Source organism: Streptomyces sp. NPDC016845 (assembly GCF_044332585.1).
Classification (GTDB): domain Bacteria; phylum Actinomycetota; class Actinomycetes; order Streptomycetales; family Streptomycetaceae; genus Streptomyces.
The window spans coordinates 57,718-81,599 of record NZ_JBIRPI010000021.1 but is presented as its reverse complement, the minus strand read 5'-3'; the positions used below and the strand labels follow the sequence as shown (position 1 = coordinate 81,599).

The following is a 23,882-nucleotide window of genomic DNA, read 5'->3' as shown; positions in this document are numbered from 1 at the left end:
CTTCGACGCCATGAAGGAGATGCTCACCGGCGGGCCGCTCGACGTCCTCACCGGCGACTACCTCGCCGAGTTGACCATGCTCATCCTCGGCCGCGACCGGCTCAAGGACCCCCAGCGCGGTTACGCCCGTACGTTCCTCGGGCAGCTGGAGGAATGCCTCGGGCTCGCCGTCGAGCGCGGCGTCAAGGTCGTCACCAACGCCGGTGGGCTCAACCCGGCCGGGCTCGCCTCCGCCGTACGCGGCCTGGCCGACCGCCTCTCCATCCCCCTCCGCGTCGCCCACGTCGAGGGCGACGACCTGCTCCCCACCGGCCGCTTCCCCGGCGCCCTCACCGCCAACGCCTACCTCGGCGGCGCCGGGATCACCGCCTGCCTGGACGCCGGTGCCGACGTCGTGGTCACCGGCCGCGTCACCGACGCCGCCCTGGTCAGCGGAGCGGCCGCCCGGCACTTCGGCTGGGCCCCCGACGCGTACGACCGGCTGGCCGGGGCGGTCGTCGCCGGGCACGTCCTGGAGTGCGGCACGCAGGCGACCGGCGGCAACTACTCCCAGTTCGCCCGGCACGACCCGCGCTCCCTGCGCCACCCCGGCTTCCCCCTCGCCGAGATCCACGAGGACGGGTCCGCCGTCATCACCAAACACCCCGGCACCGGCGGCCTCGTCGACACCGGCACCGTCACCGCCCAGCTCCTCTACGAGACCGGCGGCGCCCGGTACGCCGGACCCGATGTCACCGCCCGCCTCGACACGGTCCGGATCCAGCAGGCCGGCGAGGACCGCGTCCGTATCCACGGCGTACGCGGCGAAGCGCCACCGCCCACCCTCAAGGTCGGCCTGAACCGGCTCGGCGGCTTCCGCAACGAGGTCGTCTTCGTCCTCACCGGGCTCGACATCGAGGCCAAGGCCGCGCTCGTACGCGAGCAGATGGACGACATACTGGCCGCCGCCAAAGCCCGGCCCAACTCCACCCGTTGGACACTCGTCCGCACCGATCACCCCGACTCCGGCACCGAGGAGACCTCCAGCGCCCTCCTCCGGCTCGTCGTGCGCGACCCCGACCAGGACGCCGTCGGACGGGCCCTCAGCAGCGCCGCGGTCGAGCTGGCCCTCGGCTCCTACCCGGGGTTCCACGTCACCGCCCCGCCCGGCAAGGGCGCCCCGTACGGCGTCTTCGAGGCCGCGTACGTCGACCGCGAGGACGTGCCGCACATCGCCGTGCTGCCGGACGGGGAGCGCCGCGACGTGGCCGCGTACACCGGGCCCACCCGCGCGCTCGCCCCCGTCGACGGACCCGCGCTTCCGCAGGCGCCACCCGAGGGGCCCACCCGCCGAGCCCCGCTGGGCCGGCTCACCGGCGCCCGCAGCGGCGACAAAGGCGGCGACGCCAACATCGGCGTATGGGCGACCACCGACGCCGCCTGGCCGTGGCTCGCCCACACCCTCACCGTCGAACGGCTCCGCGAACTCCTCCCCGAGACGGCCGGCCTGCCCGTCACCCGCCACGTCCTGCCCAGCCTCCGCGCCCTCAACTTCACCGTCGAGGGGATCCTCGGCGAGGGCGTCGCCGCGCAGGCCCGCTTCGACCCGCAGGCCAAGGGGCTCGGCGAATGGCTGCGCTCCCGCCACCTCGACATACCGGAGGCACTCCTGTGACCGTCCTGGCCAGCGCCCTGGACACCCGGTCCGACGACTACGCCGCCCACCGCGCGGCCCTCCTCGAAAAGATCGACGCGCTCGACACCGAGCACGCGAAAGCCCTCGCCGGGGGCGGCGAGAAGTACGTACAGCGGCACCGCGGGCGCGGCAAGCTGCTCGCCCGCGAACGCATCGAGCTGCTCCTCGACCCCGACACGCCCTTCCTCGAACTGTCGCCGCTCGCCGCCTGGGGCAGCGACTACACGGTGGGCGCCTCCCTCGTCACCGGGATCGGGGTCGTCGAGGGCGTCGAGTGCCTCATCACCGCCAACGACCCGACCGTGCGCGGCGGCGCCAGCAACCCCTGGTCCCTGAAGAAGGCCCTCCGGGCCAACGAGATCGCCTTCTCCAACCGCCTCCCCTGCGTCTCCCTCGTCGAGTCCGGCGGCGCCGACCTGCCGTCGCAGAAAGAGATCTTCATCCCCGGCGGCGCGATCTTCCGCGACATCACGCGCCTCTCGGCGGCCGGGATACCGACCGTCGCCGTCGTCTTCGGCAACTCCACCGCCGGCGGCGCCTACATCCCCGGCATGTCCGACCACGTGATCATGGTCAAGGAGAAGGCCAAGGTCTTCCTCGGCGGACCGCCCCTCGTGAAGATGGCGACCGGCGAGGAGAGCGACGACGAATCGCTCGGCGGCGCCGAGATGCACGCCCGCACCTCCGGGCTCGCCGACCACTTCGCCGTCGACGAGCGGGACGCGATCCGCCAGGCCCGCCGCGTCGTCGCCCGCCTCAACCACCGCAAGGCGTACGCGGACCCGCCCGCCCTCGCCGAACCGCCGAAGTACGACGCCGAGGAGCTGCTCGGGATCGTGCCGGACGACCTGAAGGTGCCGTTCGACCCGCGCGAGGTCATCGCCCGCGTCGTCGACGCCTCCGACTTCGACGAGTTCAAGCCGCTGTACGGGGCGAGCCTCGTCACCGGGTGGGCCGCCCTCCACGGCTACCCCGTCGGCATCCTCGCCAACGCCCAGGGCGTCCTGTTCAGCGAGGAGTCGCAGAAGGCGGCCCAGTTCATCCAGCTCGCCAACCAGCGCGACATCCCCCTCCTCTTCCTCCACAACACCACCGGCTACATGGTCGGCAAGGAGTACGAGCAGGGCGGCATCATCAAACACGGCTCGATGATGATCAACGCCGTCAGCAACAGCCGCGTCCCCCACCTCTCCGTCCTCATGGGCGCCTCCTACGGCGCCGGGCACTACGGCATGTGCGGCCGCGCCTACGACCCCCGCTTCCTCTTCGCCTGGCCCAGCGCCAAGGCCGCCGTCATGGGGCCGCAGCAGCTCGCGGGCGTCCTCTCGATCGTGGCCAGGCAGTCCGCCGCCGCGAAGGGACAGCCCTACGACGACGAGGCGGACGCCGCACTCCGCGCCCTGGTCGAGCAGCAGATCGAGTCCGAGTCCCTGCCGATGTTCCTCTCCGGACGGCTCTACGACGACGGCGTCATCGACCCGCGCGACACCCGCACCGTCCTCGGCATCTGCCTGTCCGCCCTGCACACCGCACCGTACGAGGGCGCCCGCGGCGGCTTCGGCGTCTTCCGGATGTGAGCCCGCCAATGACTACCTCAGTGATCGACTCCGTCCTCGTGGCCAACCGCGGCGAGATCGCCTGCCGCGTCTTTCGCACCTGCCGTGACCTGGGCATCCGTACCGTCGCCGTGCACTCGGACCCGGACGCCGACGCCCTCCACGTCCGCGAGGCCGACCTCGCCGTACGCCTTCCGGGCGCCACCCCCGCCGACACCTACCTCCGCGCCGACCTGATCGTGAAGGCCGCCCTCGACGCGGGCGCCGACGCCGTCCACCCCGGCTACGGCTTCCTCTCCGAGAACGCCGCGTTCGCGCGCGCCGTCACCGACGCCGGGCTCGTCTGGATCGGGCCGCCGCCCGGGGCGATCGAGGCGATGGCGTCCAAGACGCGCGCCAAGGAGCTGATGGGCATCGCCCCGCTCGGCGAGGTCACGAAGGCCGATCTGCCCGTCCTCGTGAAGGCGGCGGCCGGGGGAGGCGGACGCGGCATGCGGGTCGTACGCGAACTGGACCGTCTGAACGCCGAAACGGAGGCCGCCCGCGCCGAAGCCCTCTCCGCCTTCGGCGACGGTGAGGTCTTCGTCGAGCCGTACGTCGAGGGCGGGCGCCACGTCGAGGTCCAGGTCCTCGCCGACGCGCACGGCACCGTCTGGGCGCTCGGCACGCGCGACTGCTCGCTCCAGCGACGCCACCAGAAGGTCATCGAGGAGGCGCCGGCCCCAGGACTGACCGACGGAATCACCCGTCGTGTGCACGAGTTGAGCGAGCGCGCCGTACGGGCCACGGGCTACGTCGGCGCCGGAACCGTCGAGTTCCTCGTCGCGGACGACGGCACCGCGCACTTCCTGGAGATGAACACCCGCCTCCAGGTCGAGCACCCGGTCACCGAGGCTGTGTTCGGCATCGACCTCGTCGCGCTGCAACTGCGGATCGCCGAGGGCGACGCGCTCGATCCAGAGCCGCCGGCCCCGCGCGGCCACGCCGTCGAGGCGCGCCTGTACGCCGAGGACCCGGCCGCCGCCTTCGCCCCGCAGACCGGCACCCTGCACCGGCTGTCCGTACCGAACGGGGTGCGCCTCGACACCGGGTACACCGACGGCGACACCATCGGCGTCCACTACGACGCCATGCTCGCCAAGGTCGTCGCCCACGCGCCGACCCGCGCCGCCGCCGTCCGCGCCCTCGCCGGGGCCCTGGAACGCGCCGAGGTGCACGGCCCGGTCACCAACCGCGACCTGCTCGTACGGTCCCTGCGCCACCCCGAGTTCAACGGCGCCCGTATGGACACCGGGTTCTACGAGCGGCACCTCGCCGGCCTGACGGCCCCGGACCCGGACCCGTACGCACCGCTCGCCGCCGCCCTGGCCACCACGCGCCACCACCGCTTCGGCGGCTTCCGCAACGTGCCCTCGCAGCCCCTGCTCAAGCGCTACCGCACCGAACCCGACGGCACCGAGCACGAGGTCCGCTACCGCCACACCCGCGCCGGACTCGAAGCCGACGGGGTGCGCGTCGTGCACGCCGCGCCCGGCCGTGTCGTCCTCGAAGTGGGCGGTGTGCGGCGCAAGTACGCGGTCGCGGCGTACGGCGACCGTGTGTACGTGAACGGCGCCGCGCTCACCGCCCTGCCCCGCTTCACCGACCCCAGCGCGCAACGCGCCCCGGGCTCCCTGCTCGCGCCGATGCCCGGCACCGTCGTCCGCGTCGCCGACGGGCTCGCCGAGGGCGCCACCGTCACCGCGGGACAGCCCCTGATCTGGCTGGAGGCGATGAAGATGGAGCACCGCATCGCCGCTCCCGCCACCGGAACGCTCACCGCTCTGCACGCCGCCGTCGGCCACCAGGTCGAGGTCGGCGCTCTGCTCGCCGTGGTCCAGGCCGAGGCCGAGGCCGTAGTCCAGGAGGAAGCGTCGTGAACAGCCCCGTACTCGAAACCGAGGAGCACCAGGCGCTGCGCGCCGCCGTCGCCGCGCTCGGCAAGCGGTTCGGCCGCGACTACATGACCAAGGTCACCGCGGCCGGGGGGCACCCCGAGGAGCTGTGGGCCGAGGCCGCCGAACTCGGCTACCTGGGCGTGAACCTGCCCGAGGAGTACGGCGGCGGAGGCGGCGGCATCAGCGAGCTGTCCATCGTCCTGGAGGAGCTGGGCGCGGCCGGGTCTCCTCTCCTCATGATGGTCGTCTCGCCCGCCATCTGCGGCACCGTCATCGCCCGCTTCGGCACCGACGAGCAGAAGCGCGCCTGGCTGCCGGGGCTCGCCGACGGCAGCCGCACCATGGCCTTCGGCATCACCGAACCCGACGCCGGTTCGAACTCGCACCGCATCACCACCACCGCCCGCAAGGACGACGACGGCTCCTGGATCCTCACCGGCCGCAAGGTCTTCATATCGGGCGTGGACATCGCCGACGCCACGCTCATCGTGGGCCGCACGTCCGACGCCCGCACCGGAAACCTCAAGCCCTGCCTCTTCATCGTCGGGCGCGACACCCCGGGCTTCGAGCGCCGCCGCATCGACATGGAACTGCAAGCCCCCGAGAAGCAGTTCGAGCTGACCCTTGACGGGGTGCGGCTGCCCCCGGAGGCTCTCGTGGGTGACGAGGACGCGGGGCTCCTCCAACTGTTCGCCGGACTCAACCCGGAGCGCGTGATGACGGCCGCGTTCGCCATCGGCATGGGCCGTTACGCCCTGCGCCGCGCCGTCGAGTACGCCAACGAGCGCACCGTGTGGAAGGCCCCGATCGGCGCCCACCAGGCCATCGCGCACCCGCTCGCCCAGGTCCACATCGAGCTGGAACTGGCCCGCCTGATGATGCAGAAAGCGGCCCGCCTGTACGACGCGGGCGACGACATCGGCGCGGGCGAGGCCGCCAACATGGCCAAGTACGCCGCCGCCGAGGCGTGCGTACGCGCCGTCGACCAGGCCGTCCACACGCTCGGCGGGAACGGTCTGACCCGCGAGTTCGGCCTCGCCTCGCTCATCACCGGCTCGCGCGTGGCCCGGATCGCGCCCGTGAGCCGGGAAATGATCCTCAACTACGTGTCCCACCAGAGCCTGGGACTGCCCAAGTCGTACTGAGAGCCCTGCAAGCCCTTCGTGGATTCGCGGATGAGGAGTTCAGCATGGTGCACAGGAGTGAGTACGAGGACGTCGCCGTCGTCGACCGGCCCATTCACGACGCCGTGCTCGGGAGCGCCGCCGCCCGCGGCGACACCCCCGCCCTCGTAGACGGGGTGGCCGGCACGACGATCACGTACGCGCAGCTCGACCAGTTCCACCGGGCGATCGCGGCCGGGCTGGTGGAGGCAGGGGTGCGCAAGGGAGACGTCGTCGCCCTGCACAGCCCCAACACGGTCGCCTACCCGGTCGCCTTCTACGCGGCCACGCGCGCGGGCGCCTCCGTGACGACCGTGCATCCGCTGGCCACCCCGGAGGAGTTCGCCAAACAGCTACGGGACTCCGCCGCGTCCTGGATCGTCACCGTCACCCCGCTCCTCGACGCGGCCCGCGCCGCCGCCGAACTCGCGGGCGGCGTACGGGAGATCTTCGTCTGCGACCCGGCGGGGGAGTCGGGCCACCGCTCGCTCCTCGACATGCTCGGCACGAGCGCGCCCACGCCCGCCGTCACCCTCGACCCCGCCGAGGACGTGGCGGCGCTCCCGTACTCCTCGGGCACGACGGGCGTCCCCAAGGGCGTCATGCTCACCCACCGCAACATCGCCACCAACCTCTCCCAGCTCGAACCCCTCATCCCGATGGGCCCCGGCGACCGCATCCTCGCCGTCCTGCCCTTCTTCCACATCTACGGCCTGACGGCGCTCATGAACGCCCCGCTGCGGCAGGGCGCGACGGTGGTCGTCCTCCCGCGCTTCGAGCTCGGCACGTTCCTCGCGGCGATCGAGAAACACCGCATCAACGCGCTCTACGTGGCCCCGCCGATCGTCCTGGCCCTGGCCAAGCACCCGGCGGTGGAGGGGTACGACCTCTCCTCGCTGCGGTACGTCATCAGCGCGGCGGCGCCCCTGGACGCCGAACTCGCCCTGGCCTGCTCGCGCCGGCTCGGCCTGCCGCCCGTCGGCCAGGCGTACGGCATGACGGAGCTCTCGCCCGGCACCCATGTCGTCCCGCTGCACGCGCAGGACGCGCCGCCCGGCACCGTGGGCAAACTCGTCGCCTCCACCGAGATGCGGCTGCTCTCCCTCGACGACCCGGCGAAGGACGCGGCCCCCGGCGAACCCGGCGAGGTCCTCATCCGGGGCCCGCAGGTCATGAAGGGCTACCTCGGCCGCCCCCAGGCCACCGTCGACATGATCGACCGCGACGGCTGGCTGCACACGGGCGACGTCGGCCGGGTGGACGCCGACGGCTGGCTCTTCATCGTCGACCGCGTGAAGGAGCTGATCAAGTACAAGGGCTTCCAGGTCGCCCCGGCCGAACTGGAGGCGCTCCTCCTCACCCACGACGGCATCGCGGACGCGGCCGTCATCGGGGTGACGGACGAGGACGGGAACGAGATCCCGAAGGCGTTCATCGTCCGCGAGGACAAGACGCTCACCGCCGAGGACGTGACGGCGTACGTCGCCGAACGCGTCGCCCCGTACAAGAAGGTCCGCCGCGTCGCCTTCATCGACGGCGTACCGCGCGCGGCGTCCGGCAAGATCCTGCGCCGCGAGCTGAGGGAGGGCTAGTGCCGACGGAACCCCTGGTGCGGGTGGCGCACACGCGCGGCATCGCCTTCTGCACCCTCGACTCGCCGGGCAACCGCAACGCGCTGTCGTCGGCGCTGGTGGGCGAAGTCGCGGACCGGTTGAGGGAGGCGGAGAAGGACCGCGACGTACGGGCCGTGGTCCTGGCCCACACCGGCAACACCTTCTGCGCGGGTGCGGACCTGCGCGACCCGCCGGACCCGAACGCCCTGGTCGGACTCTTCCGGCAGATCGTCGAGCTGCCCAAACCGGTGGTGGCGCGGGTCGACGGACACGTGCGCGCGGGCGGGCTCGGGCTGCTCGGCGCCTGCGACATCCCGGTGGCGTCGGAGGTCTCCACTTTCGCCTTCACCGAGGTACGCATCGGGGTCGCCCCCGCCGTGATCTCCCTGCCACTGCTGCCACGGCTCGACCCGCGCGCGGTGGCCCGCTACTACCTGACGGGGGAGAGGTTCGACGCGGCGGAGGCGGCGCGGATCGGGCTGGTGACGGGGGCGGGCCCGGACGTGGAAGCGGTTCTCGCCCCCATCCTCGACGGCCTGCGCAAGGCGTCGCCCCAGGGGCTGGCCGAGACGAAGACCCTGCTCACGGTTAAGGTCCTGGAAGCCTTCGACCGGGACGCCGAGTCCCTCACGGCGCTGTCGGCGCAGCTGTTCGGCTCGCCCCAGGCCCGCGAAGGGATGACCGCCTTTCTCGAACGACGGGACCCCGCATGGGTGTTGTGACCCCACCGAAGCAGGACCGCTCGCGCGCCACCCGGCAGAAGCTCCTGGAATCGGCCGTGGCGTGCCTCGCCGCCCACGGCTGGTCCGGCTCGACCGTCTCCGTCGTCGCCGAGCACGCCGGGGTCTCGCGCGGCGCCGCCCAGCACCACTTCCCGACCCGGGAGGACCTGTTCACGGCGGCGGTCGAGTACGTCGCGGAGGAACGGTCCACGGCTCTGCGCGGGCTGCGTCCGCAGGGCCGGGCGGAGGCGGTCGCGGCCCTGGTCGATCTGTATACGGGCCCGCTGTTCCGCGCGGCGCTGCACCTGTGGGTCGCCGCGTCCAACGAGCCCGCGCTGGGCGACCGGGTCGCGGAGCTGGAGGCGAGAGTCGGCCGGGAGACGCACCGTATCGCTGTGCGCCTGCTCGGGGCGGACGAGTCGGTCCCCGGGGTCCGGGAGGTGGTCCAGGGCCTCCTCGACATGGGGCGTGGGCTCGGCCTGGCCCACCTCCTGACGGACGACAGCGCTCGTCGCGCACGGGTCGTGGAGGAGTGGACCCCGATCGTGGACCGCGTACTCGGCTGACCCTCGCGTCGTGGCTGGCCGCGCAGTTCCCCGCGCCCCTGGAACGCGCACTGCGGGCGGCATTCCTCCGGCGGTAACGTGCGACGCCGTCGTGGTCGCTCGCGCCGTTCCCGCACCTCCGGAGGTTTGCGGCTTCAGGAGACGCGCTCCTTGCGCATGCGCGCCTCAGGGGCGCGGGGAACGGCGCGAGCAACCACGAGGCGACCGGCGCTCGGGCATGGCGCGACAGGGGCAGACGCTCAGGACCCCCGAGCTACTCGGCGATCCCGGCGAACCCGGCAATATCGCGCGGGGAACGAGACCCCGGCCCCACATAACGCGCCGAGGGACGCACAAGCCGCCCCGTCCGCTTCTGCTCAAGAATGTGCGCGCTCCACCCAGCGGTCCGCGCACACGTGAACATCGACGTGAACATGTGGGCCGGCACCTCGGCGAAGTCGAGCACGATGGCCGCCCAGAACTCCACGTTGGTGGCAAGCACCCGGTCGGGCCGCCGGGCATGCAGCTCGGCAAGCGCGGCCTTCTCGAGCGCCTCGGCGACTTCGAAGCGCGGGGCACCCAATTCACACGCGGTCCTGCGGAGCACCCGCGCACGGGGATCCTCGGCCCGGTACACCCGGTGCCCGAACCCCATGAGCCGCTCACCCTTGTCCAGCGCCTTGCGGACGAACCCCTCCGCGTCCCCGGTCCGCTCGATCTCCTCGATCATCCCGAGGACCCGCGACGGCGCCCCACCGTGCAGCGGCCCGGACATCGCCCCCACGGCCCCCGAGAGCGCGGCAGCGACATCCGCCCCGGTGGAGGCGATGACCCGAGCGGTGAACGTGGACGCGTTCATGCCGTGCTCGGCGGCGCTGGTCCAGTACGCGTCGACGGCGGCGACATGCTTGGGGTCGGGCTCCCCGCGCCAGCGGATCATGAACCGCTCGACCACCGACTTCGCCTTGTCGATCTCGCTCTGCGGCACCATCGCGACGCCCTGCCCGCGCGCGGACTGGGCGACGTAGGAGAGGGCCATGACAGCGGCGCGGGCGAGGTCGTCGCGGGCCTGCGCCTCGTCGATGTCGAGCAGCGGTTTGAGGCCCCAGACGGGCGCGAGCATGGCGAGCGCGGACTGCACGTCGACACGGATGTCACCGGAGTGGACAGGGATGGGGAACGGTTCGGCCGGCGGCAGCCCGGGGTCGAAGGCGCCGTCGACGAGCAGCCCCCAGACGTTCCCGAAGGACACCTGGCCGACGAGGTCCTCGATGTCGACGCCCCGGTACCGCAGGGCGCCGCCCTCCTTGTCCGGTTCGGCGATCTCCGTCTCGAACGCGACGATTCCTTCGAGGCCAGGTACAAAGCCGGGGTCGGACATCAGGCGGCTCCTCTGCATGCATGGGCTGCTTCAGCGTTTGCGTGGACGTGTGCGTGAGACGGACGGTGCGGACTGTGCTGGCTACTCTGCTCCTCCGAGGCCTCGGATACGCGGCCGCTGCGGCTCGCGCTCCGGGTCGGTAACCCCGTGATGCCCCGAGAACCGCGGCGTCATTCGGCCCCTGGACGATAACCCTCAGTGCCACTCTTGGCGAGAGTTGGCGGCACTGAGTGCCATGTCTCACCCCCGGGGTGTTCACTGCGGCAGGATGACGCTGTGAACGCCCACGACGCCGATGGTTACCGCGCCCCCGACCCCGCCGCCATGCGCAGGCAGTACCGCCCGGACGACGGCGGCCTCCTGGAGTCCGACCTCGCTCCGCACCCCATGGAACAGTTCACGCGCTGGTTCAAGCAGGCGACGGCCTCCGCCGCCCTGTCGGCCGAGCCGAACGCGATGGTCGTCTCCACCGCCGACGCCCAGGGCCGCCCCAGCTCCCGTACGGTCCTGCTGAAGTCCTACGACGACGACGGCTTCGTCTTCTACACCAACTACGGCTCCCGCAAGGCCCGCGACCTGGCCGCGAACCCGCACGTCGCGCTGGTCTTCCCCTGGCACCCGATGTACCGCCAGGTCCTCGTCACCGGCACCGCCGCGCGTACGTCGCGGGAGGAGACGGCCGCGTACTTCCACTCGCGTCCGCACGGCTCCCAGCTCGGCGCCTGGGCCAGCGCGCAGTCGACCGTACTGGCCGGCCGGACCGAACTCGACGCCCCGTACGCCGAGTTGACCCGCCGCTACCCGCCGGGTGCGGAGATCCCGGTGCCGCCGCACTGGGGCGGCTTCCGCGTCACGCCGTCGGAGGTCGAGTTCTGGCAGGGCCGCGAGAACCGGCTCCACGACCGGCTGCGGTACGTCGCCACCGGGGACGGGTCCTGGCGCGTCGAACGCCTCAGCCCGTAAGCGGGGCCCGGGCTCACAGCTCCGCGAGGACCCCGTCCAGGAACGGCTCGATCGCCGTGCGCCACGCCTCGGGCTGGTCGTAGTGGACGAGGTGACCCGCGTCGGCCACCTCCGCGTACTGTCCGCGCGGCAGTACCCGGACCATCTCCTGTGCCTCGGCCCGTCCCAGCTCCCCGTCGAGCCCGCGTACGACGAGCGCCGGGCACTGCACGGCGGCCAGCTCCTCCCAATGCGCGTCGAACACCCATGTGGAGCGGGCCTGCAGCATCTGGCGGCGGGAGAACACCGGCCGCCAGCCGTCGGGGGACTCGGTCATCACCTCGGCGTAGAACTCCCCGCGCGCGGGGTTCGGCCGCTCCACCCAGGGGTCGTCCTCGCCGAACCACTTCCGTACGTCGGCGAGCGTGGAGAACGGCAGCGGCCACGCCTTGAACCAGTCCTCCCACTCGCGCTGCGAGGCGGCGCCGAGCGCCGAGGCCCGCATGTCGCAGATGACGAGGCCGCGGACGAGGTCGGGGCGGCGGGCGGCGAGCTGCCAGGCCGTCAGGGCGCCCATCGAGTGCCCGATCAGTACGGCCGGCTCCAGGCCGAGCTGGACGAGCGCCGCCTCCGCGTCGAGAACGTACGCCTCACGGTCGTACGGGCCCTGCGGCGGCTTGTCGCTCTGCCCGTGGCCGCGCTGGTCCAGGGCGACCGCCCGGTGCCGCTCGGCGAGCCAGCGCGCGGTGCCCGCCCAGTGGGACGCCCGGCCCATCAAGCCGTGCAGTAACAGGACCCCCGGTGTGCGCACGCCGTTGCCCGTCTTGGGCGGGTCGGCGAATTCCCAAGCGGCCAGGCGGGCCCCGCCCGCCCCGGTCACGTCGATGCGCTGCGCCATAGGCCCTGGCACCCCCTTGTGGTCGCGCCTGCGGTCGCGTACCCGTGCACGCTATCGAACATTGTTTCGAAAGCGTGGTGCTGTCCATGAAGCGGTGGGGCAACACCCCTCATTTGAGTGACGTCGCTCAAGGAATGACCTGCGTCGCCGAGGGGATCTTTCCCTCGGGAGGCGGACCGCTCGGGGATGAAGGTCCGAAGGGGATGACCCTGGGAGCTCGGGGCTCCGGGTCAGCACAGGGGAGGACAGGCCCCGGCGCCGCAAGGCGCCGGGGCCCTCGCCTTCTCGTACGCCCCGTACTTCCCGAACCCGTCGCGCGCCGAACGGCAGGTCCATACCAGGCCCCCTCCGGTCATATGCCTCACGCGACAGCCTTGCACGCCCGCCGTCCCACCGCTGCGATTCCGCACAGTGAATCTTGCTTTCTGCGCGCGGGCGCGGCGGCGGGCGCCCCACGTGAGGAGAGGCTCCGGCCGACCCCCGCCGCACACCTGCCGGCGCACCACACGGAACGCCGGATTCCGGCGCTGGGACCTCAGCGCTTGGCGACGAAGACGTGCGACGCGATGTCCGAGGCCAGCTCCGCCGCCTCGCCACTGCTGCCCACCAGGACCCCGCCCGGCGACTGCGTCACGCTGACCACGGACCCGGGCTGCACGCCCGCCCGCCGCAACGTGTACATCAGCTGCGCGTCCGTCTGGATCGGTTCACCGATCCGGCGCACGACGACCGTCTTGCCGTCCCCTCCCGCGTCCAGATCCGCGAGCGAGACCATGCCCTCGTCCAGGAACGGGTCCGCCCCGTCCTTCTCGCCCAGCTCCTCCAGGCCCGGGATCGGGTTCCCGTACGGCGACTCCGTCGGATGCCGCAGCAGTTCGAGGACGCGGCGCTCCACGGCCTCGCTCATCACGTGCTCCCACCGGCAGGCCTCCGCGTGCACCTGCTCCCACTCCAGGCCGATCACATCGACCAGGAGACACTCGGCGAGCCGGTGCTTGCGCATCACGCGCGTGGCCAGGCGGCGCCCCTCGTCGGTCAGCTCCAGATGCCGGTCGGCGGCGACGGCCACCAGGCCGTCCCGCTCCATACGGGCCACGGTCTGGCTCACCGTCGGGCCGCTCTGGTCGAGCCGCTCGGCGATCCGGGCGCGCATGGGGACCACACCTTCCTCTTCGAGCTCGAGGATGGTGCGGAGGTACATCTCCGTGGTGTCGATCAGTCCGGACATACGTGCCCCTCGTGTAGCTTCCTGCTCCGCGTGCGGCCCCGCTGGTCGCCACGGCGCTCCTGCGCTCGGGCCGTGCCCACGGAACTCCGCCCTCGCAGGGGGAATCGTCAGCAGGGCCCCGCCCTCTCCTCAATTCTGACGCATACCGCTGACAACCGTCCCGCACCAGGGAAACGGCGGCCCCGCGGGCCCGGGGACGTATTGACACGGCCCTGGTCCAGACCGCACCGTGATCCGCGACACCACGACTCAGGGGGCTACGCCGATGCGCGAGAGCAAGCCGGCCACGCAGTACCTCGACGCCGCGATCGGCCTGCTCCAGCGGGTCCGCGACGAGGAGACGGAGAACATCGCCGCGGCCGGCACGCTGCTCGCCGACACCGTCGTCGCCGGGGGCCGCCTCTTCGCCTTCGGCGCCGGGCACTCCTCGCTCGCCGCGCAGGACGTCGTCTACCGCGCGGGCAGCCTCGCACTGATGAACCTGCTCGCCGTCCCCGGCACCGTCGGCGTCGACGTCATGCCCGCCACCCTCGGCTCGGCCCTGGAGCGGGTCGACGGCCTCGCCGCCGCCGTCCTCGACTCCAGCCCCGCCACCGCGGGCGACGCGCTCGTCATCATCTCCCTCTCCGGGCGCAACGCCCTCCCCGTCGAGATGGCCATGAACGCCCGCGCCCTCGGCCTCAAGGTCATCGGCGTGACCTCCCTCGCTTACGTGAGCGGGCCCGACGCCCCGAAGTCACGCCACGTCTCCGGGACGTACCTGCGCGACCACTGCGACATCGTCCTGGACTCCAAGATCGACGTCGGCGACGCGGAACTCGACCACGAGGGCGTCGAAGCCCCCTTCGCCTCCGCCTCCACCGTCACCACCAGCGCCCTCATGCAGGCCACCCTCGCCACCTGCGCCACGACCCTCGCCGACCGCGGCATCCAGCCGCCCCTGCTCCGCTCGGGCAACGTGGACGGCGGCCACGCCTGGAACGCCAGGGTCTTCGCCGAGTACCGGGACCGCATCTTCTACCAGCACTGAGCCGGCTCGGGCGCCTATGACCTCTCCGGGCCCTCCGCCGCGAGCAGCGCCAGGTCCACCGCGGCGGCGATCCGTACGGCGACGCTCTCCGCGTACATCGCGTCCCCCCGCTCGAAGCCGGTCCGGCTCGCGCCCCGCAGGAACGTCACCACGCCCAGCGTCCGGCCCCGGCTGCGCAGCGCCGAGCACAACGCGTACACCGACCCCTCCGGCCACTGCCGCGCCGCCGCCCAGCGCGCCGCACCCGCCCCGTCGGGATCGGGTGCCGCGGCCCGCACCGAACCGGCCCGGTCCACGCACTGCAACGCCGGATGCCCCTCCCCGTACCGCACCGGCACCGTGCTCCGCGTCGCGAGCAGCGTCGCCCCGGGCGCGCCCGACGGAGTCACCGCCGCCCGTACGAGCCGCAGCGGCTCCTCGCTCACCACCAGATCGATCACCGCGTGCTCCGCGAACCCGGCCAGCGCGAAGTCCAGTTGCACGGTCGCGGCCTCGCCCGGGTCCTCGCACTCGGCGGCGGCCCGCGCCGCCCGGTGCAACTGGTGCGCCCGGAACCGCAGTTGCGCGGCCTCCTGCTCGATGACCTTCGCCTCGGTCACGTCCTGGAACAGCCACCCGACGCCCAACGGCACCGGCTCCTCGGCCAGCGGCGACGCGAGCCGCACGAACCCGCTCCGCCAGCATCTGCGCTCCTGCCGCGACCCGTCCTCACCGGGCAGCCGCAACGTCACCCACACCTCCATCGGAGGCGGCGGCACCCCCTCCGAAAGGACATGCGTGAGCGCGCCCTCGAGCTCCTCCACGCCCTGCGCGATCAGATCACCCAGCGGCCGCCCGAGCAGCGCCGTACGCCCGGAGCCGAGCGCCTTCGCGGCGTGCGCGTTGACCACGGCGGGGCGCAGATCGGCGTCGACCAGGACCACACCCCACACCGCGTCCTCGAACAGCGCCTCGCTCAGCGCGATGGACCGCTCCAGATCGATCTGCGCGTGCACCTCGCTGAAGGCGCAGTACACCCCGGCGGGCTTCCCGTCGGCCCCCCGCACGACAGCGGACTGCGTCCGTACGAGCACCCGCCCGCCGTCCTTGGTGACGAGCGCGAACTCGTTCACCTGCCGCCCCGGCGCGTGCATGGCCGCGAGGAGCCGGCCCTGGACCTCGTCGGCGTCGGCGGAGCGCACGGCCCACCCCGCGAACCCGGTCCGCCCCACGGCCTCCGCCGCCGACCAGCCCAGAATCCGCTCGGCCTCCCGGTTCCAATGGGTCACGACCCCGTCGGCGTCGAAGGCGCAGAGCGCGGCGTCCATCCCGTCCAGCAACGCGGCCAGCAGATCGGCCCCGTCCCGCTCGGGCTCGTCGGGCCCGAGCGCGTCGGTGGTCCCACTACGCCGGGAAGCACTCACCTGGCACCCCCTGCAGGCTGTGTGTACTGCTCCAGATCATTCAACTCGAACGTGACGCATCCCACACGGGGTTCGGTCAACTTCGCGGAATCCCGTGAGCACACTCCACCAGCATGCCCGGTGCCGCGCGGTTCAGTTCCGGCGGGCCATCAAGTGGGCGTCGAGGAACCCGCGCTCGGACCGCGGATCATGCACGAGCCGAGCGAACGGCTCGGCCCCGGCGTCCGCCATCAACGCAGCGAACCGCTCGACGGGCCAGCTGTAAGCAGGAGCCACCTTGTGCGCGAAGGGCACCGCCTCCCCGCCTCCCTCGACGGCGAAGAACGACACCAGGACCAACCCCCCGGGAGCCAGCACCCGTACCAGCTCCTCAAGCAGCGCGGGCACCTCACCGGGCGGCGTATGGATCACCGAGTAATGCGCCAGCACCCCACCGAACGCCCCGTCCGCCACCGGCAGGGCCTCCATCCGCCCCACCTCGAACCGCAGCCCGGGCTCGGCCCGCCGCGCGTACTCGACCATCCCCGGCGAGAGATCGAACCCGACGGCCTCGACCCCCATCTCCCCCAACAGCCCCGTCACATGCCCCGGCCCGCACCCCACATCGGCCACCCGCACGTCCCCGGCTTCCCGTACCAGTCCGGCGAAGGCCGAAACCATCCCGCGCGAGAACGGCTGCCCCTCCAGCCGCGCCCCGAACAACGACGCGTACAACTCGACGACCCCGTCGTACCCGGCCCTGGTCCGCTCCTGCTGTTCGGTCATGGAGGGGGAAGCTAGCAGCCGATCCCCAAGGTCTCGGAAAACCGGTTGAAGCGCGGAGGAGGGCTTCTTAAGGTGGGCCGTACACAGGAAGGGAGGTGGTTCGGCAGATGTATGAACACCGGACGCGTGAGGTGACTGCGGGCTAGCGGCCCGACGTCGCATCTCGGATTCGGCGCCGGACCAGCACGTGTGTCGTGCGTGCAGCCGGCCCTATTCCCAAGCAGTCACCCGACCCGCGAGCCGCCGGTACGTCCGGCCGGCTTCCGACCGTCTCGTACGGGAGGAACCATGGCTCGCGGGTCGTCTGCGTCTTCGGGGTACTAGCCCTTGCTCACCGCCGTCAGGATCTCCGGCAGCCTTGCCGCCGTGCGCGGGGCCGCCAGGCGCAGGCCCAGGTAGGTCGCCGCGGCGCCGTAGGCCGCTCCGACGGGGAGCAGGGTCCAGGTCCAGGTGTCGGCGCCGGCGGCGTGGAGGGTGATCGTGAGGGCCAGGACGGGGGCGCAGAGGAGCGCCGCTGCCACCATGCCGCCGAAGATCCCTATCCAGGCGAGGCCCGCCTGGCCGGGGGCCACGTTCTTGTAGCCCTCCTGCGGGATCGAGTAGGGGAAGCGCGCCGAGGACCAGGCGCCCGTCGCGAGCATCGCGCCGAGCAGTGCGAAGGAGAGGCCCAGGACCTCGGGGAGGTCGGCCCAGGCGCCGAGCATCGCTGTCGTGAGGACGGTGACGAGGGCCGCGTAGGGGAGCGTGATCAGGAGGAGGGCCAGGGTCCGGGCGCGGAGTTCCTCGTACGCGTCGCGCGGGGTGGAGATCGTCATCGCCACCGTCCAGAACGCCGAGGTGTCCTGCCCGAACTGGTTGTACATCTGGATGCCGAGCATCCCGGCGGCGAAGCACGCGAAGTAGACGGAGCCGGTGCCCTGGAGCGCGTTGAAGACAGGGACGATCAGGCCGATGGCCAGGGATGTCACCCAGGCCGCCTTGGTCTTCGGATCGCGCCACACATAGCGCAGGCCGCGCTCCATGACCGCGCCCGTACGCCCCTCGGGGAGCAGGCGGCGGCGCGGGCCGGTCGTGCGGCGGTCGCGCCGGGTGGGTTCCGCCGCCGCGAGCGTCGAGCCGTCGGGGGCCGTCATCAGGCGGGTCAGCGCCCTGCGCCATACGCCCAGGAGGACGATGAAACCGGCTGCCGTCAGGGACAGTCGCGCCGCCGACACCGCGTACGCGCCGCGCGCCGCCGCCTCCACCGCTCCCATCGCCGACGCCGGGGGGACCCAGTGCAGCACCTGCGCCACCGGGTCGAGCGCCCCCACCCCGCCCGCCGAACCGAGCCTCTGCGCGCCGAAGTTCACGAGCTGCGCGCCGATCGCCACGACCAGACCGCTGAGGACCGCCAGGTCGCGGCCTCTGCGGCTGGTGAGGAGGCGGATGTTCGCGGCGGCCACGGCGCGGGCGAGCGCCACGCAGGTGAGGACCGTGAGGGGGACCGCCAGTACCGCTACGGCCGTGGAGGCCGGGTCACCCGCTGTCGCGTACGCCGCTCCCACCGCCAGGGTGAGGGTGAAGAGCGGGCCGATGCCGACGAGCGACGCCACGAGCAGGCCCCGCACCAGCTGGTCCGGGTGGAGCGGGAGCATGGCGAGGCGGGTCGGGTCGAGGGTCTCGTCGCCGCTCGGGAAGAAGAGGGGGAACACCGCCCAGCCGAGCGCGAGCACGGCCGTGAGCAGCGTGGCGACGGTGGCGGCGTGCTCGGTGCCGTGCAGGAGGATCAGGCCGAGGAGCTGGAGCACCGCGACGAGCAGGACGGCGACGGCCGAGGCGATGTAGGCCGCGCGGCGTCCGGCGGACTGGCGCAGGCCGTTGCGGAGCAGGGCGAGTTTGAGCTGGACGAGGACGCGGGTCACCGCTTGCCGCCCAGCCAGTCCAGGGTCGTGCCGTCGTCCCGGCCGCTCGCACCGACCAGGGTGAGGAAGGCCTCCTGGAGGGAGGGCGCCGCGCCCTTCACCTCGGCCAGCGGGCCTTGCGCGCGGATGCGCCCCGCCGCCATCACGGCGACCCAGTCGCACAGCGACTCGACCAGCTCCATGACGTGGGAGGAGAAGACGACCGTCGCGCCGCCGCGGGTGAAGCGTTCCAGGACGCCGCGGATGGTCTGCGCGGAGACCGGGTCGACGCCCTCGAACGGTTCGTCCAGGAAGAGGACTTCCGGGTTGTGGAGCAGGGCCGCGGCGAGGCCGATCTTCTTGCGCATGCCGGTCGAGTAGTCGACGACGAGTTTGTGCTGGGCCTGCGCGAGGTCGAGCACGTCCAGGAGCTGGGCCGCGCGCTTGTCGACCTCGGCGCCGGGCAGTCCGCGCAAGCGGCCCGTGTAGGCGAGTAGTTCACGCCCTGAGAGCCGTTCGAAGAGGCGCAGGCCCTCGGGCAGGACGCCGATCCGGGCCTTGACCTCGGCGGGGTCGGCCCACACGTCGTGCCCGGCGACGTGCACGGTGCCGCGGTCGGGGCGGAGCAGCCCGGTGACCATGGAGAGTGTGGTGGTCTTGCCCGCCCCGTTCGGCCCGACGAGCCCGATGAACCGGCCCGCCGGGAGCGTCAGTTCGATCCCGGCTACGGCGGTCTGCTGTCCGAAGGACTTCCAGAGGTCGTGGACGCGTACGGCTGCGGTCTCCTCGGCGGAGGTCACCTGGGGGCGCTCCCTTCGTCGGCGTACGTCTGCGCACCCTACGCGGACCGCCCCCCGGAGCCGGTCCGGTCACCGGCGGTCTTCAGCCGCGTCGTCCCTCGCGTCCGCACGCGTACGCCAGTGGGGAGATCAGCTCCTCCGCGTCGGGCAGCCAGCGGTTGGCGGCGGTGGGGCGGCAGGCCCACTGGGCGGCGCCCTTGCTGCCGAAGCGGGTCGGGGGCGCCGCCACGTAGCCGCCCTCGCCGAGGGTGGTCAGGTCGAGGGAGGCGGGCGGCCAGCCGAGTTTGCGGACGAGGTCGGGGACCTTGAGTCCGGCGCCGGGCAGGACGAAGAACTGCATGCGGCGGTCGGGGGTGCAGGTGACCGGGCCGAGCGTCAGTTCCATGCGCTTCATGCGGGCGAGCGCGAGGAACCCGGCGGTCTCCGGGACGTCGATCGCGTCGAACGTGCGGCCGGTGGGCAGCAGGATCGACGCCCTCGGGGTCTTGGCCCACAGGCGGCGGGCGGCCGTGGCGCTGCCGGTGGCCTGCGCCGCCCAGTCGGGGCGCGCGGGGTGGGAGCCGGGCGCGGTGCAGCGGGCGTCGCCGCACGAGCAGTGCTGCACGCCGTCGTCGAACTCCAGCCAGGTGCCGGGGAACACGTCCCAGTGCCGCTCCTCCGCATAGCGCACGGCGGTGTCGAGCAGGGAATCTCCGCGCTGTTGCGGGATCTGCCCGGCAGCGGTGACGGGGGCGGTCACGTCCGATGTACCTGCGATGGTCTCTTCCACGACGTTCTCAACTCCCGTCGCCCATCCGGGTTACGGGCGTGCGCGAGGGCGGCACGGGAGCATCGTTCCCGCATGTGGGGCGCATGGATGCATGGATGGGGGCGCGCACGCGAGGCGGCAGCGGGCGATGGGTAGTGCCGTGGGAGGACAAGGCAGAGAACGCGGCAAGGAACGCAGCGCAACAAGGAACGAAGCGCAAGGAACACAGCAAGGAACGAAGCCGAGAACGAGGCAGAGGGCGTGGGGAGTCCGCCACGGGTGGTGTCACACCCAGTGCGCGGTTTGGTACCCGTTTGTGGTGCATCTTCCGTTTCTCCGCCGGGCAGTGATCCAACGACCGGCTGCCGGAGCAGCCGGATTCCGGGAGACGGGCACAGCAGGGGGTACGCCATGGCCGCACGGCCACTCGTCGCGCGACAGCCCAACGAACGGCTGCAAGCACTGATCCAGGAAGCGGGCTGCTCCAACGCGGGCCTGGCCCGCCGGGTCAACATGTGCGGAGCGGAGCACGGTCTCGATCTTCGGTACGACAAGACGTCGGTGGCCCGGTGGCTGCGCGGACAGCAGCCGCGCGGCAGGGCGCCGGGGATCATCGCCGAGGCGCTCGGGCGCAAGCTGGGCCGGACCGTGACGATCGACGAGATCGGCATGGCCAACGGCAAGAACCTCGCCTCCGGGGTCGGTCTGCAGTTCTCGCCGACCGTCGTCGGCGCCGTCGAGCAGGTGTGTGAACTGTGGCGCAGTGACGTAGGACGCAGGGACTTCCTGTCCGGGGCGTCGGTCGCGTCGTCCGCCCTCGTGGAGCCGAGCCGGGACTGGCTGATCTCCGTGCCGGACCCGCAGGTGGCGCGGGCGGCCGGGGCGCGGGTCGGCCCCTCCGACGTGGCGGCCGTACGGGCCATGACGCGCGCTCTGACCGAACTCGACCACCAGTACGGCAGCGGGCACGTCCGCCCGGTGCTCGTGCACTACCTGAACAGCGTCGTGAGCGGGCTGCTCGCCGGGGCGTACCGGGAGTCGGTCGGGCGCGAACTGTTCGCCGCCGTGGCGCGGTTGACGGAGCTGGCCGGGTACATGGCGGTCGACACCGGGCAGCCGGGCCTCGCCCAGCGCTACTACATCCAGGCGCTGCGCCTCGCCCAGGCCGCCGGCGACCGCGGCTACGGCGGCTACGTACTGGCCGCGTCCATGAGCCACTTGGCGGCGCAGCTCGGCAACCCGCGGGAGATCGCACAGCTCGCCCGCGCGGCGCAGGAGGGGGCGCGCGGGCGCGTGACACCGCGTGCGGAGGCGATGTTCCATGCCGCCGAAGCGCGTGGGCACGCCCTTCTCGGGGACGCCCGGTCCGCTCAGTCCGCCGCCGGCGCGGCGGTCGACGCGATGGAGCGGGCCGACGGCCGGGCGGACTCCGGGGACGACCCGGCGTGGATCAGCCATTTCGGCCCCGCGTATCTGGCCGACGAACTGGCGCACTGCCACCGCGACCTGGGACAGCACGCGGACGCGGCGCGATGCGCGCAGGAGTCGCTCGACGGGCATCCGGAGTCGCGGGCCAGGCGGCGCGCGATCGGCCTGATCCTGCTCGCCACGGCGCAGGTGCAGCAGCGCGAGGTGGAGCAGGGCTGTGCCACGGGGCTGCGCGCCGTGGAGCTGCTCGGCACACTGCGGTCCAACCGGGGCGCGGAGTACCTGGAGGACTTCAAGGAACGGCTCGAACCGTTCGGTGAGGAGGCCGTCGTACGGGAGTTCGGGGCGCGGACGGAGCTCCAGGCCGCCTGATTTCCCGGAACGTGGCGAGGATCTCGGGGCGGTTGGGTAAACAGCGCCCACCAGGCTTGTTTTGTTACTCCTGTCGCGGGGGAGGCTCCCCGGATTTGAGGTGCGTAGCACGGGCGTCCGGGGACCCGGTAGCGTGAGCCGACGATTCCGACCCCCCTACGTAGGAGTCCCGGTGACGCAGCAGCGCGGACAGGGTGAAGATCCGCATCTTCCCGCGGCACGGCAGGCGCATGAAGGCGTCGTGCTGCCCGCCGACGGCGGTGCGCCCCTGTTGCCGGGCACGTTCGGCGACCAGGCGGGGCCCGCGGGCGCGTCCCCGTGGGGCCAGCCGTGGGGGCCCGAGTCGCAGCAGGCGCAGGCGGCGGGGCCGATGCCGACGTACGAGTGGGGTCAGCCGGCCGCACAGCAGCAGCAGCCTCAGCCCCCGCAGCAACATCAGGCGCAGCCGTTGCCGCCTGCCGTGCCCGGTGGGTACGACGCGTCGCAGGGCGGGGCGTACGGCGCTCCGTACGCCGGTGCTCCCGGGGGGATCCCCGGCGGTGCCTCCGACAGCGACGCCACGCAGTACATAGCGCCGATCCCGTCGATACCCCAGCAGCCGCAGCAGCCGCAGCAGTACCACCAGCAGCCTCAGCAGTACGAGCAGCAGCCTCAGCAGTACCAGCAGCAGGCTCAGCAGCCCGCCGCCGCGCCGCTGCCGCCCGAGGCGCCCGCGCCCGACGCCACCCAGTTCCTGGGCCGCGCGGTCGGCCGGCCGATGCCCGGGGCGCTGCCCGACGCGGTGCCGGGTGGCCCCGACAGCGAGGCGACCCAGTACATACCGCCGGTGCCCGCGCAGCCGTCGCAGCCGTCCCAGCCGATGCACCAGGCGCCGCAGCATCAGCAGGCGCCGGGTGCCGCGTACGACGTCCGGCCGGGTGAGCCGGGCGAGCGGCAGCCGCCGGCCGAGTTCGACGCGCTGTTCCGTACGGAGCCGGAGAGCGCGGCCGGGGCGACGCAGCAGATGCCCCGGTTCGACCCGCACGCCCAGCAGGCTCCGCCGCCCAACCAGTACGGACGGCCCCAGCAGCCCCAGCAGCCCCAGCAGCAGTACGGCCGGCAGCAGACGCACGAGCCCGAGCCGCCGCGCCGCAAGAGCCGTACCGGTTCGAAGCTGCCGATGATCGCGGCGGTCGGCGTCGGCCTCCTCGTCGTGGGCATCGGCGCGGGCGCCATGCTCAGCAGCGGCGGTGACGACGACAAGAAGGCGGACTCGACCGAGACCGTCTCGAACTCCTCCCCCGCCGCTTCCGCCCAGTCGTCGGCGCCCGCGGCGGACCCGGCCAAGGAGCAGGCCGTCGCCCTCGACAAGCTGCTCGCCGACTCGGGCAACAGCCGCGAGTCCGTCGTCGGGGCCGTCGCCGACATCGGTGCCTGCAAGAAGCTCGGGCCGGCCTCGCAGGCCCTGCGGGACGCCGCGACCCAGCGCAACAACCTGGTGACGCGGCTCAACGGCCTCGCGGTCGACAAGCTCCCGGCCAACGCCGAGCTGAAGACGGCGCTCACCGAGGCGTGGAAGGCGTCCGCGTCGGCGGACACCCACTACGCGGCGTGGGGCGACCAGGCGGCCGGGAAGAAGGGCTGCCACAAGGGGCACGCCAAGGTGACCGGCGAGCGCCACGCGGGCGACTCCGCCAGCTCGACGGCCTCCACGCAGAAGGCGAAGGCCTCGAAGATGTGGAACGAGATCGCCGCGAAGTACGGCCTCACCGAGCGGACCGCCGTACAGCTGTAAGAGGCGTAGAGGCGTAGAGGCG

The 23,882-nt window shown here is 72.6% G+C and carries 19 protein-coding genes; 11 read left to right on the top strand and 8 right to left on the bottom strand.

Going from position 1 to position 23,882, the window contains the following annotated elements:
- Positions 1-10 precede the first annotated feature (10 nt).
- From ACH4RC_RS33655 to ACH4RC_RS33625, 7 genes are read left to right on the top strand one after another with little or no spacing between them, the layout of a single operon-like run.
- Entirely contained in the window at positions 11-1,654 is a 1,644-nt protein-coding gene (locus ACH4RC_RS33655) for an acyclic terpene utilization AtuA family protein (protein ID WP_398207744.1), read from the top strand.
- Positions 1,651-3,252 carry an acyl-CoA carboxylase subunit beta gene (locus tag ACH4RC_RS33650; RefSeq protein WP_398207633.1) on the top strand — a complete coding sequence of 534 codons (1,602 nt, stop codon included), beginning with the start codon at positions 1,651-1,653 and terminating at the stop codon, positions 3,250-3,252. Before ACH4RC_RS33655 ends, ACH4RC_RS33650 begins: the two co-directional genes overlap by 4 nt.
- Positions 3,253-3,272: 20 nt before the next feature.
- Positions 3,273-5,150 (top strand): acetyl/propionyl/methylcrotonyl-CoA carboxylase subunit alpha, encoded by a 1,878-nt coding sequence (locus tag ACH4RC_RS33645; protein WP_398207743.1) that lies wholly within the window; start codon positions 3,273-3,275, stop codon positions 5,148-5,150.
- Positions 5,147-6,313 carry an acyl-CoA dehydrogenase family protein gene (locus ACH4RC_RS33640; RefSeq protein WP_398207631.1) on the top strand — a complete coding sequence of 389 codons (1,167 nt, stop codon included), beginning with the start codon at positions 5,147-5,149 and terminating at the stop codon, positions 6,311-6,313. Before ACH4RC_RS33645 ends, ACH4RC_RS33640 begins: the two co-directional genes overlap by 4 nt.
- Positions 6,314-6,357: 44 nt before the next feature.
- Positions 6,358-7,923 carry a 4-coumarate--CoA ligase family protein gene (locus ACH4RC_RS33635; RefSeq protein ID WP_398207630.1) on the top strand — a complete coding sequence of 522 codons (1,566 nt, stop codon included), beginning with the start codon at positions 6,358-6,360 and terminating at the stop codon, positions 7,921-7,923.
- Positions 7,923-8,666: an enoyl-CoA hydratase family protein gene (locus ACH4RC_RS33630; RefSeq protein ID WP_398207628.1), complete on the top strand. Its 744-nt coding sequence runs from the start codon at positions 7,923-7,925 to the stop codon at positions 8,664-8,666. Before ACH4RC_RS33635 ends, ACH4RC_RS33630 begins: the two co-directional genes overlap by 1 nt.
- Positions 8,654-9,232, top strand: a complete 579-nt coding sequence (locus tag ACH4RC_RS33625; RefSeq protein WP_398207627.1) for a TetR/AcrR family transcriptional regulator — start codon at positions 8,654-8,656, stop codon at positions 9,230-9,232. Before ACH4RC_RS33630 ends, ACH4RC_RS33625 begins: the two co-directional genes overlap by 13 nt.
- Positions 9,233-9,485: 253 nt before the next feature.
- On the opposite strand, the gene ACH4RC_RS33620 is transcribed toward ACH4RC_RS33625, so the two are convergent.
- Positions 9,486-10,592, bottom strand: coding sequence for a citrate synthase 2 (locus ACH4RC_RS33620; RefSeq protein WP_398207625.1), 1,107 nt, complete (start codon positions 10,590-10,592; stop codon positions 9,486-9,488).
- A gap of 258 nt (positions 10,593-10,850) precedes the next feature.
- Between ACH4RC_RS33620 and pdxH the strand changes: the two genes are divergently transcribed.
- On the top strand, positions 10,851-11,555 hold the full coding sequence (gene pdxH, locus ACH4RC_RS33615; protein ID WP_398207742.1) for a pyridoxamine 5'-phosphate oxidase: 705 nt from the start codon (positions 10,851-10,853) through the stop codon (positions 11,553-11,555).
- 13 nt (positions 11,556-11,568) lie between these two features.
- On the opposite strand, the gene ACH4RC_RS33610 is transcribed toward pdxH, so the two are convergent.
- Positions 11,569-12,432: an alpha/beta fold hydrolase gene (locus ACH4RC_RS33610; protein ID WP_398207623.1), complete on the bottom strand. Its 864-nt coding sequence runs from the start codon at positions 12,430-12,432 to the stop codon at positions 11,569-11,571.
- A gap of 535 nt (positions 12,433-12,967) precedes the next feature.
- On the bottom strand, positions 12,968-13,660 hold the full coding sequence (locus ACH4RC_RS33605; RefSeq protein WP_398207621.1) for a metal-dependent transcriptional regulator: 693 nt from the start codon (positions 13,658-13,660) through the stop codon (positions 12,968-12,970).
- Between the two features lie 265 nt (positions 13,661-13,925).
- Here ACH4RC_RS33605 and ACH4RC_RS33600 point away from each other — a divergent pair, with 265 nt between their 5' ends.
- Positions 13,926-14,690, top strand: a complete 765-nt coding sequence (locus ACH4RC_RS33600) for an SIS domain-containing protein (protein WP_398207619.1) — start codon at positions 13,926-13,928, stop codon at positions 14,688-14,690.
- Between the two features lie 14 nt (positions 14,691-14,704).
- On the opposite strand, the gene ACH4RC_RS33595 is transcribed toward ACH4RC_RS33600, so the two are convergent.
- The 5 genes from ACH4RC_RS33595 to ACH4RC_RS33575 all read right to left on the bottom strand — a co-directional run bounded on the left by ACH4RC_RS33595 (position 14,705) and on the right by ACH4RC_RS33575 (position 20,307).
- A complete protein-coding gene (locus ACH4RC_RS33595) occupies positions 14,705-16,093 on the bottom strand; it encodes a PAS domain-containing protein (protein ID WP_398207617.1) in 1,389 nt (462 codons plus the stop codon).
- Positions 16,094-16,225: 132 nt separating this feature from the next.
- On the bottom strand, positions 16,226-16,858 hold the full coding sequence (locus tag ACH4RC_RS33590) for a class I SAM-dependent methyltransferase (RefSeq protein WP_398207616.1): 633 nt from the start codon (positions 16,856-16,858) through the stop codon (positions 16,226-16,228).
- A 320-nt stretch (positions 16,859-17,178) separates the two neighbouring features.
- Entirely contained in the window at positions 17,179-18,759 is a 1,581-nt protein-coding gene (locus ACH4RC_RS33585; protein ID WP_398207614.1) for a transporter, read from the bottom strand.
- Complete coding sequence (locus tag ACH4RC_RS33580) at positions 18,756-19,538, bottom strand: ABC transporter ATP-binding protein (RefSeq protein ID WP_398207612.1); 783 nt, start codon at positions 19,536-19,538, stop codon at positions 18,756-18,758. Before ACH4RC_RS33580 ends, ACH4RC_RS33585 begins: the two co-directional genes overlap by 4 nt.
- 82 nt (positions 19,539-19,620) lie before the next feature.
- The gene (locus ACH4RC_RS33575; protein WP_398207610.1) at positions 19,621-20,307 is read right to left on the bottom strand and encodes a bifunctional DNA primase/polymerase; all 687 of its coding nucleotides are present in this window, start codon (positions 20,305-20,307) and stop codon (positions 19,621-19,623) included.
- 390 nt (positions 20,308-20,697) lie between these two features.
- Between ACH4RC_RS33575 and ACH4RC_RS33570 the strand changes: the two genes are divergently transcribed.
- Together ACH4RC_RS33570 and ACH4RC_RS33565 are read left to right on the top strand one after the other, a co-directional pair.
- The gene (locus ACH4RC_RS33570) at positions 20,698-22,086 is read left to right on the top strand and encodes a transcriptional regulator (protein ID WP_398207608.1); all 1,389 of its coding nucleotides are present in this window, start codon (positions 20,698-20,700) and stop codon (positions 22,084-22,086) included.
- 172 nt (positions 22,087-22,258) lie between these two features.
- Positions 22,259-23,860 carry a hypothetical protein gene (locus ACH4RC_RS33565; protein ID WP_398207606.1) on the top strand — a complete coding sequence of 534 codons (1,602 nt, stop codon included), beginning with the start codon at positions 22,259-22,261 and terminating at the stop codon, positions 23,858-23,860.
- Positions 23,861-23,882 lie beyond the last annotated feature (22 nt).

Bases quoted from the DNA above. Each gene is read 5' to 3' on its own strand.
- ACH4RC_RS33620 (WP_398207625.1), bottom strand. From the start codon at position 10,592: ATGTCCGACCCCGGCTTTGTACCTGGCCTCGAAGGAATCGTCGCGTTC.
- ACH4RC_RS33635 (WP_398207630.1), top strand. From the start codon at position 6,358: ATGGTGCACAGGAGTGAGTACGAGGACGTCGCCGTCGTCGACCGGCCC.
- ACH4RC_RS33605 (WP_398207621.1), bottom strand. From the start codon at position 13,660: ATGTCCGGACTGATCGACACCACGGAGATGTACCTCCGCACCATCCTC.
- ACH4RC_RS33600 (WP_398207619.1), top strand. From the start codon at position 13,926: ATGCGCGAGAGCAAGCCGGCCACGCAGTACCTCGACGCCGCGATCGGC.
- ACH4RC_RS33590 (WP_398207616.1), bottom strand. From the start codon at position 16,858: ATGACCGAACAGCAGGAGCGGACCAGGGCCGGGTACGACGGGGTCGTC.
- ACH4RC_RS33655 (WP_398207744.1), top strand. From the start codon at position 11: ATGAAGGAGATGCTCACCGGCGGGCCGCTCGACGTCCTCACCGGCGAC.
- ACH4RC_RS33570 (WP_398207608.1), top strand. From the start codon at position 20,698: ATGGCCGCACGGCCACTCGTCGCGCGACAGCCCAACGAACGGCTGCAA.
- ACH4RC_RS33625 (WP_398207627.1), top strand. From the start codon at position 8,654: ATGGGTGTTGTGACCCCACCGAAGCAGGACCGCTCGCGCGCCACCCGG.
- ACH4RC_RS33610 (WP_398207623.1), bottom strand. From the start codon at position 12,432: ATGGCGCAGCGCATCGACGTGACCGGGGCGGGCGGGGCCCGCCTGGCC.